This is a genomic window from Thioclava dalianensis (assembly GCF_000715505.1).
In the GTDB taxonomy this organism is placed as follows: domain Bacteria; phylum Pseudomonadota; class Alphaproteobacteria; order Rhodobacterales; family Rhodobacteraceae; genus Thioclava; species Thioclava dalianensis.
The window spans coordinates 1-14,977 of sequence record NZ_JHEH01000053.1 but is presented as its reverse complement, the minus strand read 5'-3'; the positions used below and the strand labels follow the sequence as shown (position 1 = coordinate 14,977).

Genomic DNA, 14,977 nt, shown 5'->3' with positions numbered 1-14,977 from the left:
GAATCCTTCCAGCGCTGACTTCTGCAACAACACCCTACAAAACTGTGTTTCCCAACCTGCGGTTTTGGCGAACGGAATTCCAAGTCTTCGGCGCAAATTTCTGATCGAAGAGTTTTTCAACAAGATTCGTCCAACGGTGTCCACAGTATCGGCGTTGGCTTTTGATGCAAAGGCCGCTCCGGTCTCAATCCTCGCGCATCGAGCGGTGCACCTGATCGGCGACAGGCTTGAGCAGGTAGGAGATGGCGGTGCGCTCGCCGGTCTGGAAGAACACCTCGACCGGCATGCCCGGCATCAGCTTGCGGCCGTCGGGCAGCTGCGCGGCTTCGGTCATCGCGATCGTGCAGAGATAATAGCTCGCGCCGGACTCGTCCTTGGTGGCCGAGGCCGCGACTACCCCCACCGCACCCGCGACCTCGGGGGTCGTGCGCTGGTTGAAGGCGGAGAAGCGCAGGCGGACCACCTGACCGGGCATGACCTGATCGATATCGGTGATCGGCAGGCGCGCCTCTACCATCAGCTCACCATCAGGCACGATTGCCATCACCCGCTCGCCGGGCGCGATCACGCCATTGACCGTGTGCACGCCCAACTCGTTGACGACACCCGCAATGGGCGCGCGGATCTCGGTGCGCGAGAGGCGGTCGCGTGCGGCCACTGCGCGTTCACTCAGCTCGGCCAGTTGTGCATCGATATCGCGTAGCTCCTTTTGCGCGGCCGTGCGGGCCTGATGATCCAGCTCAAGGATGCGGAGCCTCGATTCGCTGATCTGGCCTTTCACCCGGGCGATATTCGCCTCGATCTCGCCCGCAACACCATCGAGCCGCGCCACGTCGCGCTCGACCTCGGTGATCGCGCCCTGTTCCACGAGGCCTTTCTTTAACAGTTTGGACAGGCGTGCGTGATCATCGCCGCGCAGCTTGCGCTCAATGCCGTTCGAATGGCTTTGCGCGTCAAGCGCGTGGATTTCCGCGTCGAACTGGTCGATCTGCGAGAGCAGCTGATCGCGGCGCAGCCCCTGCATCGAGCGGTCATGACGCATCATCCGTCGCTCGCCATCTGCAATTGCGGCGGTTTCGGGATCGGCCTCGAAGCCTGCGGGGAAGACGATATCCTCGGCGCTGTCGCGCACCGCGATCAGACGCGCCTTGCGGCCGGTGAGTTCGCGGATCTGGGTCTCGACAATCCCGAGCTCGGATTTCAGTTGTGTGTCGTTGAGACGCAGCACCACATCGCCCGCCCGAACCAGATCGCCATTCTCTACGCGGATCTCGCGGATAACCCCGCCGTCGGGATGCTGGACGACCTTGAGCTGGGATTTGACCGCGACCTGACCCTGCGCAATGACCGCGCCGGAGAGTTTCGCCTGTGCCGCCCAGCCGCCAACCACAAGGATCAATGCCCCGAGGAAAGCCGTTGCGAAGAGGATCCGCGCACGGATCGAAAAGATCTGCTTGTCTGCAGTGTCAGCCGTGGTCATCGAAATCTCCCCCACAGGATATCGGTTCAGGTGTTACGCGGTGTCTTCGGTCTCGAATACAAAGTTGGTCTCGTCGAGGTCGTGATGCCCATCGAGTTCGATCTCGAAGTCGTCATCCTCCTCCTCCTCCCCGTCGAGCTGGAACTTCGCTTTCAAGATGGTGAATTCTTGCGCGTCATCCTCGTCGAATTCGAATGCAACGAAGACCCCGCCGCGGGCGTCGGCGATCTCACCGGCCCGGCCCGCAAAGAACATACGCAGATCGCCATAGCCTTCGCCCTCGGGATCGATTTGCGAGAAGTCTATCCGGTCGCCGGGTTCGAAATCGGTGATCCGGTCATGGCCGCGCCCTTGGTTTTGGACCGCCGCGACCGTGTTGAAGACGAAGCGATCCTCGCCAGCGCCGCCGGTGAAGGTGTTGCAGCTCTCATCGGCCACGATCACATCGCTGCCCATTCCGGCGGTGACGTTTTCGACATTCACAATCGTGGCCTGCGCCGCGCCAATTGACACTGTTCCGGCGGATAGATCGACATGGGCCCCCTCAGCGATCCGGCTCAGATCAAGCGTGTCGCAATCGCCGCCGCCATCGTAGCGGTCGCCATCGCTCTCAGCCGCTGCGGCGAGCGTGATCGTATCCGCACCATCACCGCCCGAAATACTGTCACCGCCTGCGCCGCCATCCAGCAGGTCATCCCCGTCGCCACCCAGAAGGATGTCCGCACCGCTGCCTCCAAAGAGGCTATCGGCCCCGGTGCCGCCGTCGAGATAATCATCGCCCGCTTCGCCATGCAGCACGTCATTTCCTACGCCGCCGAAGACAAGATCGTTGCCCTCTCCGGCAAAGACGAGGTCATTGCCCGCGCCGCCATAGATCACATCAGCTCCAGCGCCGCCGATCAGCACGTCATTCCCCGCGCCGCCGTCGAGCACATCATCGCCCTCGCGCCCATAGAGGATGTCGCGCCCCTCAAAGCCACGGATCGCGTCGCGGTCCGGGGTGCCGACGAGCAGATCTTCCGCCGCCGTGCCCGCGATATCGTGGAAGTCTCGGGGCAGGATCTCGACCGACGCGACCTGCTCGACGGCATATTTGCCATCCGTAACCAGATAGGTGATCTGCGCCTCGCCCTCGAAGCCCTGCTCGGGTTTAAAGAGCCATTCACCTTCGGCATGGGCGATCAGCGCGCCACCTTCCGCGCGCATCGACAAGATCGAAAGCGGGTCCCCATCGGGATCAACGACCCCGGTCAGCAGCACGGCGGCCAGAATGAAGAAACTCTCGTCACGCCAGCCCGGCGGCAGGCGTAGCGGCGTTGTCGCCTCCGGAGCCCGGTTGCCGGGCACCACCGGCGGGGTCTGTGTCTCAGACGGGGGTGAATTGCTGGCTTTCCCATCGCCCCCCTCGCGGCCCCCCTCGCGCGATTGGCCAGCCGCATCGCTGCGCGACGAAGTGAAAACCGGCACTTTCGGCAGTTCGAATTCCGCCAGTTCAATCGCCTCGGGGAAGAACAATGTGTCTTCACCCGCCTCGATCGCAGGCGCGCGCTTGGCATGCCAGCGCTGCGGCGAGAGGGCAAAGGGCGCGGGTGCCCCGCCCGGGAACAGGATGACGTTATCGGGCAGAGGCTCGGGGCCATCCTCGTCCTGCGGCGGCGCGCCAGTGGGCGCCATTTCGGGAATGTGACGGACGAGCTCGCTTTCGCGTGGTCTGGCCGGGGCGTCGGGCTCCTGGAGTGGGGACTGAGGTTGAGCCTCGACGCCCTCGGCCTTCGCACCCTCAGGTGCGAGCTTTTTGCTTGCGAGCGCCCCCCAAGCGAGCGCAAGCAATGCGATTGCGGCGCGACCCGGCCAAACGCGCTGACCTTCGCCTGTGCGATATTTCTGACGCGGAGCGGTGGCCGCTTCGTCATCCGGAATGCCGAGTTCGAGCGTGTCGCGGTCCATGGCTCACCCCACTGCCTGTTCGCGCGCATCCAGCGCCGGTGCGGGCGTGCCACGCGGTTTGGGTTTCGCTTTCGGCAGCGGCTTTGTCGCCACCGCGCGGTTGACGATCTCATCCTTCGGACCGAAGGCCACGATCGTGCCGCCCTGCACGAAGCCCACCAGATTGAGCGACTCAAGCGCTTTCGGGCGATGCGCGATCACCACCACAATCCCACCGCGCGCGCGCACCGCGGCAATCGCCGCGCTCAGTGCCGCTTCGCCTTCCGCGTCGAGGTTTGAGTTGGGCTCGTCGAGCACCACGAGGAAAGGGTTGCCAAAGAGCGCCCGGGCAAGGCCCACGCGCTGGCGCTGGCCTGCCGAAAGCGATTTGCCGAAGGGGCCGAGTTGCGTCTGATAGCCATCGGGCAGATGAATGATCGTCTGATGCGCCCCTGCGGCCTTAGCCGCCGCGACGATTTCGTCATGGGTCGCATCCGGAGAGAAGCGCGAGATATTTTCGGCAACCGTGCCCTCCATCAGCGAGACCTCCTGCGGCAAGTAGCCGATATGTTTTCCCAGAAGATCGGGGCGCCATTGATCCAGCGCTGCGCCGTCGAAGCGGACATGCCCGCGCAGGAGCGGCCAGACGCCGACAAGCCCTTTTGCCAGCGTGGTCTTGCCCGAGCCCGAGGGCCCGATCAGGCCCAGCCCGTCGCCCGATTTGAGATCGAAGCTCACATCGCTCAGCAAAACCGCCCCGGTGCCGGGTGCGACGACGGTTATCCCTTGGGCCGAGAAGCTCTCGACCGGAGCGGGCAGCGCGATCATGTCTGCATCGTCCTCGATGGTTGCCAGCGTGTCGCGTAGCCGCGTATGGCTGCGGCGCGCCGCGACAAAGCCTTTCCAGTTGCTGATCGCCATTTCGACCGGTGCCAGCGCGCGGGACGCCGCGACCGAACAGGCGATGATCGCGCCCGGCGAGAGCTCTCCGATGATCGTGAGGTAGGCCCCCAGCCCCAAAAGCGCCGATTGCAGCATCATCCGGGTGACCTTTGACAAGCCGCTGAGCGTGCCGGTGATGTCGCTGGTGCGCGCATGCAGGAGCAGGTGCTGGGCATTGGCAGTGTCGAAGCGCTCGACCGCGCGGCTCCCAAACCCCATCGCATGCAGCACATCGGCATTGCGCGTGTTGGTGTCTGCAATCATCGCGCGGGTGACGGAGGCCTTTTGCAGATCGCGGCCTGAGCGGCGCGAGAGGATCTCGGTGATGAGCGTGAGTGTGATCAGAACGCAGGCCCCGCCGATGGTCATCAGGCCCAAAAGCGGGTGCAACATGTAGACGAAGGCCAGAAACAGCGGCATCCAAGGCAGATCGAGCAATGCAATCGCGCCTGCGCCCGAGACGAAACTGCGGATCGTGTCGACATCGCGACCACGCTCCAGCGCCTCGGAGGTGGAATAGCCAAAGCGCGGCATCTCGATTGCGACGCGATGGGCGAGCGGCGCCAGACGGTTGTCGATCCGTGCGCCAACGCGCACGAGGATCTGGTTGCGCAACACGTCGAACAGGCCCTGGAACAGGTAGAGCGAAATTGCAAGAACCGAGAGCGCCAGCAGCGTCGGAACCGACCCGCTGGTCAGCGCCCGATCATAGATCTGCAACATGTAGAATGAGCCCGTCAGCGCCAGAAGGCTGATGACGAAGGACAGGGCCAAAAGAAAGGCGATCAGCCCGCGATAACGGCCGAGACGCTCGGAGACCAATTCTTCGCTGGCCTGAAAACGACGACGCTTGTTGCTCATGTGATCCTCCCCCCAAGAACGTGAGACTTGAAACCAACGCCCGGCGGCTCCCACCGCCGGGCGTTACTCGTTAATGCACTCCGTTGAAGTCAGAAGCGTCGAGCGTGTGACGCCCCATCAGGTCGAGCTCGAAATCGGCGTCGAGATCGTCATCGACATTGCCCGCGATGATCGTGTGTTCACCGTCGTCGCGCGTCTCAAATGAGACCCGCAACTCGCCCGCCGCGCTGAAATTACCCGCAGCGAAGAGAACAAAGGATTGCGCCCCGGCGGTGCCCTGATCGGCATCGATCCCGCTCAGGTCGATCTTGTCGCCCGGTGCGAAACCGTTGATCCGGTCGCCATTGGCATCGGATGCAGAGCCGAAGACGAAGGTGTCGTGACCGCCGCCGCCATCCATCACGTTGACCGATCCGTTCGCGATGATCGTGTCGTCAGCACTGCCGGTTATGACATTCTCAAAGCTGTAGATCTGGTCGGTGGTCGTGCCGACTCTCACCTGACCATGGCCATTGGTGCCGTGGCCGAGATCGACCTTCACCGATTGCGAGATCGCGGCATAGTCCAGCGTGTCGGAACCTTCGCCGCCCCAGTAGCTGTCGCGCCCGTCTCCTTCGGTTGCGATGACCATATCGTCGCCCGCATCGGCAAAGACCATGTCGTTGCCCTTACCGGCCTCGATCACGTCATTGCCCTCGCCGCCGAAGATCCGATCCGCGCCCGCGTCGCCAAAGATCATGTCGTCGCCGTCATTGCCGAGCGCATTATCAGCGCCGCCACCGGCGAAGATGATGTCATTTCCGGCTCCGCCGATGAAGGTCTCTCTGGTCTCGTCGCCCACGAGAACCAACCCTTCGGGCGTGGCGCTCTCGTCATTATCGGGGCTTTCGGGATCGGTGGTCTGCGGCGCGCTCCCGTGGCGGGCATTGATCAGCACATCCTGCGAACGCGCCCCACCGATGAGGATATTGTCGCCGCCGCCGCCCCGGAAGACGACCCGGTGATCAGAAGCAAGCTGCGAGATATCCACGGTATCGTCGGCCTCCCCGCCGTTCACCGTGATCGTCGAGTAATTCAGGCTGGTGCCCGAAAAATCACCGACAATCGCGACGTTGTCGCCGAAGAAGCCACCCGTCGTGCCGCCATCGGGCACGCCAGTGCCGTTATCGGCCGTGACGTCAAGCGTGTTGATGGTGATTTCCTCGATATTGGCCAGCTCGGCGATCACCTCGCCGTCGCGTGTGACGACGATCTCGGCGGCCGCGTTTTGCACGGTCAAGCCCGCCGCGAGCGCAGCCGCGACCGTATAGATCACGAAGTTTTCGCGGGTGTTGTTGCCCGTCACGATGAACCTGTCGCCCACCGCGCCATTGGCGCCGCCATCGACGAAATCGCGCCCATCGGTCCGTTCCGGTGTGAAGAAGCCGCGATTGGTCACGTTCCAGACGATCGAGTCATCGCCCGCCCCGCCCGTGATCGTATCATTGCCCCGGCGGCCATAGATCGTGGTGTCGTTGGTGGCCGCGCTCAGATCAATCGCCTGATCGGCGTTATTGCCCGTGACGATGTCGAAGGTCTCGGTGATCTGCGCGCCCGAGGGAGTGCTTGCCCGGATCGTGGTGCTCAGCGTCTCGTTGTTGCCCAAGCCCCCCGAGACGCGCACCTGATCTTGGTTGACGCCGCCGAGATAGACGCGGGCATCGCCTGCGACGATCTCGAAGCTTGCCTGCCCGCCGAAGGGCACATCCGCGTCAAGCTGCGCGATCGTGCTGCCCCCGCCGAAGCCGCTTCCGCTGCTGCCCGTTGCGTTCCAGACAACATCCGAGATCGGATCGGTGGCCAGTGACACCGTCTGACCATCGGCAAATTCGGCCCATTCGACGCCCACAAGGATGTCCACGCCATCGGTCGCGACCGGGGTGCCGTTCTGATCGGTCGGGCTGCGCAGATCAGTGATCTTCACCGCCTGATGGCCGTTCATCGAGATCAGTTCGATCCGGTAATCGTCACGGTTGCCCGTATAGACCGCCGTGTCGGTGCCCTCCGCGCCGGTATCGCCGAGGATATGACCGAGCGAGCCGTCGGAGAATTCAACGCGGGTATCGCCCGTGCCATACCAATTCTCGATAAAGCCGGTCACGGTCACGGACTGGTCATGGCGGCTATCGCCGATCCAGTAGAGGTTCGCATCGACAATCACGCTGTCGCCGAAGATGAAATCGGCCTGACCGGTGGCCTCATTCCCGTCATCGCCAAGCCCGGTCAGACGGTCGTCTCCGCCGCCGCCGACAAGGTAGTTATTGGCGCCGTTCGAGCCGATGCCGTTCTCGTCTGCGCCGGTCAGATCATCATTGTAGCGCGAGCCGACAAGCCCTTCGAGGAAGGCATATTGATCCATCAGGACCGAGCCGGTGCCCGCATTGTTCGAGGTCTGGAGGCTTGCGACCACGTTGATATAGGCATCCTCGTAGGAGCCGATATCCATGTCGCCCTCGGTGCCGTCGCCGTTGAACTCGATCACCGGGTTCAACTGTGCCGGGCTGTCGCCGTTCAGGCGGTCGCCATCGTTCGCGGTCGGGCCAAGCCCACCTTCGAGCAGGTCATTGCCCGAGCCGCCGTTGATGTTGTCGTCGCCCACGCCGCCAACCATCCAGTCCGCGCCGTTGCCGCCAAACATCTCGTCAACGCCGTCGCCGCCATCCATGTAATCGTTGCCGTCACCGCCCATCATCAGGTCGGTGTCGCCCTCGCCATAGAGCCGGTCATTGCCATCGTCGCCGAAGACCTCGTCGATGCCGTCGCCGCCATGGACCTCATCATCACCCTCATTGCCATGCGAGGTGTCGAGCACGCCGGGACCCGCGAAGATCGTGTCATTGCCCGCGCCGCCGAGAATGAAATCGTCATTCTCGTAATCGGTGATGTAGTCGTCACCGTCGCCGCCATAGATATGATCGTTGCCCTGCGCACCCTCGATGCGGTCATTGCCCTCATCGCCATAGAGCACGTCATCCCCCAACGCGCCGACAATGAAATCATCGCCCGACAGGCCGATCACGGTGATATGGCCATCATTTGCGGGGCCGCCGGGAATGGTCTCGATCAGCTGGACATTGTCGATCAGGATTTGATCGTTTGATCCTGCGAGATCAAATTTCTCGATCACGATCCGCAGGTCCAGACCCGCCGAGGCCGCCGGGATCGGATCGCTCACAAGCGTCACCGTGACCTTGCCGCCATTTTCGGTGGGCGGGTCAAAGATGACAGAGCCCAGCAGATTGCCGTCGCTGTCAAACAGCTTGGCCTCGCCGCCGGTCGCGACCCGGTCGAGCCGGTCGATCACGTCGAAGCTCAGCGTATAGGTCGCGTCCTCGACGAGCGGCGCCTCAACCGTCTTCGACAGGATCGCGCTATCGCCCAGATAGGCGACCTGCTCGCCGGTCAGCATCGCAGCCTCCACCGGCGGGTTCGGGTCGGTCGGGAGCACTTCTGTCTCGGGCGCCCAGGTGCCGCCATTGGTCAGTTGCCAGCCTTGCGGTGCGCCGTTCAGATAGGTGCCGTTGGTGTTGGTGATGCCAACGCCCGCGCCGAGCATCTGATCCTCGAAGCTGCCATTGCCGACATCGATCTGCCGCACCTCATCGGGCAGGCGTTCGAGCGTGGCGTTGAAATAGTCGTTGTCGCCATACGCATCATCGACGCCAAGCAGACCGTCGCGGGCATTATCGTGATAGCTGCCATTCGAGGTCGTACCGTCGAGTACATAGGTTGCGGACGGCGTCGCGAAGGCATCCGGGATATGCTCCAGCCCGGTGGTGCGCATGACCAGCTGGGCGAATTGTTCGCCGATGATCTGATCGCCAAGATGATGCCCGACCGGCATCCGGTAGAGGTAATAGAAACGGTCCCCATCCTGCAGGCGCTGCGTGAAGTCCAGAAGGATGAAACTGAAGGTGGTGCCGAGCGGGCCGTCGAACATCGCCTGTTCGGCAAGGCCACCGATCCAGAGGTCGATATCCCAAAAGCCCTGATCGCCTGCGCCCCCCGCAAGGCTCCAGCCCACGCCGGGCGTATAGGTCGGCTCACCCGAGCCGCGCATGAACATCAGCGCCTCATCGTGCATCGGGTCCGAGGCATCGGCGGCTGCATCGAGGATCGACTGCGCAGCGGCGCGGATCTGCCAAAGCTCGCCCGTGCCCGCCTGATAGGCGTCGCGCGCGTCCTGCAGCCCGAAGGTCCCGGCCTCGTCGCGGCCATAGGCTGCGATGAAGTTCACCAGCGATTCCGGGGTGCGCAGATGCGCGCCGAAATCTTCCCAGCTGTGATAGGGCGCAATGCCCGAACCATTGCTGTTGTTCGAGGTGTTCATCGTCAGCCCGTCGAAGACCTGCTGACGCAGCTCGTTGAGAGTCGGCAGACCGACATCGCGGCCCCGCGCGATATTCAGCGCAGGCAGATCGAGCGGCACGCCCACCAGCGACTGTTGCAGCGCGGCGGTCACAAACTCGTCCATCTCATTGCCCTGCTGGGTCAGCAGGCCCGCCGCGATCCCGGAGGCGCCATAGACGTCGAACTGATCGGGATTGAGGAAGACATCAAAGAGGCCCTTCTCGATATAGGTCGGCACATAGCCCGGCTCGCCCGGATTGATGCCCGTCTCGTCGGTCACCGCGATCTGGACGGTCTCACGCAGCTGCGAATGACCCAGACGGAACACGGCCTGCGCGAATTCGAGACTGATATTGAGGTTGATATCGGCCGAGTAGGACACGAATTCCGGCAGACCCGGGTAGAGCGTGCCCATATATTGGTCGACCGCGATATGGTTGTATTCGCTTTCGGTGATGATGCGCGCGGCCTGATAGACGCGCTCGCCATCCCAAGAGAGGCTGTCGACGATGCCCTGCACGACCGCGTCATTGGCCATGTCGAGCCCCGCCCAAGCGTCGAATGTCGCCTGATCGACATCGACGGCCAGCCAGCCCTCGTTCTCGGCGCTCTGTCCGTTCAGCCCGCTCAGGTCGTTGCTTGCCACCGCATCGCGCACCGCCGCCATCATGACGTTATGCGCCTGAATATTGTGTTCCTCATGGAAGACGTGATGGACGGCGGTGAGCGTGACGTTCTCGTTCACGCGGCCATCGCCCGAGACCTTGTGACGGGCCAGAAGCTCGTCATCATAGGTGAAGGCGCTCGCGCCCGGATCGGAGGCCGGATCAAGCTCGTTGCCCTGAAAATCGAAGCCCGGCGCCGCGCCATGCGCGATATCGAGCAAGATCGCCTGATTGGTCGTGCGCACCTCGCCGATCTCGGAGGCGGGGCAACGCCCCTCCATCGCATCGCTGAGCGTCCAGCGCAGGAAGGGGTCATAGCCCGCGGCAACGAGATCGGCATAGGAGGTGTAGGTCATGCCTCCGATCTCGATCCCGGTGGTGGACGCAATCGCCTCAAGATCGGCCACGCTCTGATCCGAACGGAAGAGGAAGTCGCTTTGTGGCATGAAGTTCAGACGCCCGATCGAATCCGCATTGATCCACGGGCAGTCGAGCACATCCGTGTCGACCAGCTCGATGCCGATCCGCGTCGCGTTGACCTTCATATCGGCCCAGCTCGCCAGTTCGTCCTTGCCGTCAACCATCGTGCCGTCGGGCGCCATCGCCGGACCCATCGAGACGTCGAGCGCGACCAGCGTGCCGCTGGCATCTGCGCGATACACGGTCCCGTCCTCGGCCCCGTTGATCAAAAGGCCGGTGACCGTACCGCTCGCATCATATTGGCGCACCAGAACGTTGACCGCCTCATGCGAGCCATAGGTCTGGCTCTGGTCGATCATCAGGCCGGTATTGTTGTTGTAAAGCGGCGTGATGCCGGGCCGCAGGTTGCCGCTTTCGTCGAAATCCGTGTCGGGGTTCGAGAGCTTCGCCCGGCTCAGCATCATCATGTTTGACACGCCCGGAATGTAGGACGGATCGGACGGATCGACCCAAAGCGGATCGTTCGGGCTCAGCGGGATCATCACCACGCCGCCGGTCTTCTGGATAAAGTCCAGCCCGTGATCAAAGAACTGCCCGAAGGCCACGAACCATTCGTTATAGGTCACGCCTCCAAGGATGCCGGGGTTCGGCATGAATGCGGTGGTGATATCCCCCACGACCGAGTTCGACACGCCCACGGCCTCTCCGCCGAGATTGTTCATCGCGGCGACGGCGGCGGGGTTGTAGTTCGGATCGGAGGTGTCGACATTCGAACTGGTGATGAGCTCTGAGATCAGGCGCGGCGTGCTGTCCACCACGACGGAACTGTTGAGAATATCCAGCGTCGAGCCATCGGGGGCGAACTGGTATTCCGCCGGGGCATCCGACATCGCCGCCATCATCGACATCGCATCGACGGTCGGGATGTAGCCCTCCGCGCCGGGGGCCACGCCATTGGCGTCGGCCACGAACATCGAGGGGGCCATCGACATCGGATTGTCGACCAACACCGCCTTCGAGGTCGGGACATAGTCGGGATCGTCAGGCAGGCGGCCCGCGCTGTCGGGCAGCACGAGCGTGACCCACATCTTCTGCACCGTGGCATAGGTGGTGCCATAATCCAGCTCGGTCGGATGGTTCGGCAGGAACATCCGCAGGAACTCGGTATCGGCCTGCCCCCAGTCGGGATGCACATTGCCGCCGGTCCAGACGATCGTGCCATCCTCGGCCACGGTATAGCCGCCCGCGAGGTTGTTGTTATGTCCCGAGACCTCGCGCACCCCGTTCGGGTCAAGCGCGCTGGTGAGACGTGAATAATCGTTGAGGATATTCACCTGCTGCAAAAGATAGTCGAGATCGGCTCCGGCAAGATTAATCATAGTAACCCCCTAAGACTGGCGGACCTGCCTCGCAGATCCGGATACACCCATCGCCGGATGCCTGAACGTCGGAGAGTTGAAGCGAGACGGTCCTGTCTCCCTGGACCCATAATCTCGCCGCTCCCCCACAAGCACGGCGCTTTCCCGTGTTCCATGACGCCACGGAACGGAGAGGGTTAAAATTGTCTTAGGTCCAACGAGTTTTTCGCCTATGGTCGGGGACGGTCTTCGCCAAAGGACGGATGGGGAGATGCGACAAAGGTCTGGTATAGATGCAGCGAACGTCGAAGGTCCGTGCGGTTCCGCCCGGCCATGGCGAAACCCGCTGCGATGGTTTCTCGGCTTCTCGCTCTCGTTTCAGTTTCTGGCCGGTCTGGCTCTCGTGTTGAGCCTCGCGCTCGCCTCTCTGGCCTATTGGATCAACACCCGTGCCACCTCTCGGCTGCTGGATGCCAGCGCAGACACGGCCGCCTTCTACATGCAAAACCTGTTGCAGCCTCATGTGCAGGGGCTCGGGCGTGGCACGGCTTTGCGTCCGGTCGATATGGCCGCGCTGCATGATCTGAGCGAGGGGTTCCGCCAACAGGGCCATTTCCTTGCGATCAAGATCTGGAGTCGCGAGGGCAAACTGATCTTCGCGCCTGACGAGCCGCTGACCGACATGCATCCCGATGACGAAATATACGAAGCGCTCGCGGGCCATGTGCTGGGTCGTTTCCCAGATCTCGGCGATACCGCCCATGAGTCCGAGCGCGCATTGGGCGTGCAGCTCTACGAGATCTATGCCCCGCTGCGCGATCTCGAGACGGGGGCGATTGTTGCCGTCGGCGAGTTTTACCAGAACGCCGACGTTATTCGCGCAGCGCTCGTGACCTCGGCCACGAAGACCTGGCTTTTCGTCGCGCCGCTTGCATTGGCCGTCTTCACCATGCTCTTCCTGATCGTGCGCCGGGGTAGTCTGACGATCGAGCGTCAGACGGCCGAATTGCGGCGCCAGTTCGACGAGCGCGAGCAACTGCTCTTGCGCAATTCCCAGCTGCATCTCTCAATCGCGCAGGCCGCGCAGAAAGCCGCAGGGATCGACGAGTTGGCAAAGCGCCGCATCGGCTCCGAACTGCATGACGGGGCCTGCCAGCTGCTGTCCTATCTGGTCCTCGAAATCGACCGTCTCGCGCGTGTGATTCGTTCTCCAAACGGTATCGATGCTACAAAAACAGGCAAGATCGTTGACGAAATCGGAAAGGTTGCACGCGACACGATGCAAGAAATTCGCGCGATTTCGCGCGGTCTGGTCTCCCCGCATTTTGGAGCTGCGAAAAGCCTCGCTACGCTGTTCGAAACGATCGCGCGGGACCATGAAAACCGGACCGGTGCCGCAGTGGCGCTGGAGCTTACGCCCGACGCGCCAGATGTCCCGGAAACCACACGTTTGACCTTGGGCCGTATCGTGCAGGAAGCGCTGAACAATGCCGCGAAACATGCCCCCGGATCACACGTGAAAATCACGACATATCAGAAGGATGGGTCATTCGTGGTCAGCGTCTCCGATAGCGGATCGGATACAAAACCCGACGCCGTGGCACCAACCGAGGCCTCAGATGGCGGGCTTGGCCTTCCGGGAATGACATTCCGCGCGCAATCGCTGGGTGGCACGCTGGAGCTTCGCAAGCTCGATCCGCGCGGGACACAGCTGATCTGCCGCATCCCGATCACGCCCGAGGCGGCGTAAAACTTGCCCTCGGTTAAATCAAAAGATGTACGCGCATAATACATAATGGATATCCTCTAAATGTCTTTTTTTATTGAGATTTCCCTTGGCTCCATCATGCTTGTGAGCCTGGGGAGGATGAACTTGCGACGAAGTTTCGGTCGATGACCCGGAATGCGTTGGGGTAACGCTGACGCAAGTTCATCACATTGGGGTATTTCGAAATGACGCATTTTGCGGGGACGACGGCTTGCATCGTCGATGACCATCCAATCTTTCGACAGGGGCTTTGCGCGGTGTTGCAAGAAACCCTCGAGATCGATGTTATTGCGCAGGGGGCCTGCGCAACCGAAGCCATCGCGCTCGCGGCGCGCCACTGTCCCGACATCATGATCCTCGACCTGACGATGCCGGGTGGGGGGCTGAACGCGTTGCGCGAAATCATGGATAGCATTCCTTCGATGCAATGCATCCTGCTGACGGCTTGCGACGAACCCGCAACCGCGATCGAGGCCATGAGTTCAGGCGCCAAAGGCTACATTCTCAAAGGCGTCGGCGTCGTAGAGCTCGAAGCGGCGATTGACGCAATCTTGCATGGCGGCACCTTCGTGTCGCCGAGCTTCGCGGCGGCGCTTCTGCAAGCCGCGCTCTCGGGGCCAGGCAAGGGGGATAAGGGCAGCGTGCTCACGCATCGCGAGACACAGGTCCTGACCGAGCTAGAACGCGGTAGGACCAACCGCGAAATCGCCAAACGCCTTGCGATCAGCGAGAAGACGGTCAAGTTCTACATGACCAATATCATGCAGAAATACGGGGTGAAGAACCGGCTCGAAGCGGTGATCGCCCACCGTCAGAGCCATGAGCGCGCGCTCTCGCGGCAGACGCGCCTGTTATAGGCGCTCGGTCGTGACCTGCCCCGCGCGGGATCCCTCAACGTAGTGTGGAGTCTGCGCCAACTCTGCTCTGCTCCCCAAGGTTGGATCACCGGAAGCTGGAGTTTTCCGGCTCTGATCACGATGGCGGGCTGGCTGCGCCATCGGGAAAATGCATGGCGATCGGGACGTTGTATCCGATCGCGCTGTGAGGTCGGTCCTCGTTGTAGTGTCGACGCCAATCCTCCAGCTTTTCGCGGGGGTCGGCAAGGCTCATGAACCAGTGGGCATTCAGGCACTCCGCCGGCGTTGTTGCAGAAGTCAGCGCTGGAAGG

Annotated in this window: 7 protein-coding genes; 2 read left to right on the top strand and 5 right to left on the bottom strand. The window is 62.4% G+C overall.

What is annotated here, in order from left to right; genetic code table 11:
- Positions 1-184: 184 nt before the first annotated feature.
- From DL1_RS19625 to DL1_RS19610, 4 genes are all read right to left on the bottom strand, one after another.
- Positions 185-1,480 carry an HlyD family type I secretion periplasmic adaptor subunit gene (locus DL1_RS19625; protein WP_038069760.1) on the bottom strand — a complete coding sequence of 432 codons (1,296 nt, stop codon included), beginning with the start codon at positions 1,478-1,480 and terminating at the stop codon, positions 185-187.
- Positions 1,481-1,513: 33 nt separating this feature from the next.
- Positions 1,514-3,427: a cadherin-like domain-containing protein gene (locus DL1_RS21090; RefSeq protein ID WP_051693709.1), complete on the bottom strand. Its 1,914-nt coding sequence runs from the start codon at positions 3,425-3,427 to the stop codon at positions 1,514-1,516.
- A gap of 3 nt (positions 3,428-3,430) precedes the next feature.
- Positions 3,431-5,209: a type I secretion system permease/ATPase gene (locus DL1_RS19615; protein ID WP_038069757.1), complete on the bottom strand. Its 1,779-nt coding sequence runs from the start codon at positions 5,207-5,209 to the stop codon at positions 3,431-3,433.
- A gap of 70 nt (positions 5,210-5,279) precedes the next feature.
- Positions 5,280-12,062 carry a peroxidase family protein gene (locus tag DL1_RS19610; RefSeq protein WP_038069754.1) on the bottom strand — a complete coding sequence of 2,261 codons (6,783 nt, stop codon included), beginning with the start codon at positions 12,060-12,062 and terminating at the stop codon, positions 5,280-5,282.
- A gap of 250 nt (positions 12,063-12,312) precedes the next feature.
- Here DL1_RS19610 and DL1_RS19605 point away from each other — a divergent pair, with 250 nt between their 5' ends.
- Positions 12,313-13,791: a sensor histidine kinase gene (locus DL1_RS19605; protein WP_074855048.1), complete on the top strand. Its 1,479-nt coding sequence runs from the start codon at positions 12,313-12,315 to the stop codon at positions 13,789-13,791.
- Between the two features lie 203 nt (positions 13,792-13,994).
- Entirely contained in the window at positions 13,995-14,666 is a 672-nt protein-coding gene (locus DL1_RS19600; RefSeq protein WP_038069750.1) for a response regulator transcription factor, read from the top strand.
- A 115-nt stretch (positions 14,667-14,781) separates the two neighbouring features.
- On the opposite strand, the gene DL1_RS21380 is transcribed toward DL1_RS19600, so the two are convergent.
- Positions 14,782-14,977: integrase core domain-containing protein (locus DL1_RS21380; protein ID WP_156022751.1), on the bottom strand; the 196-nt coding region annotated here is incomplete at its 5' end.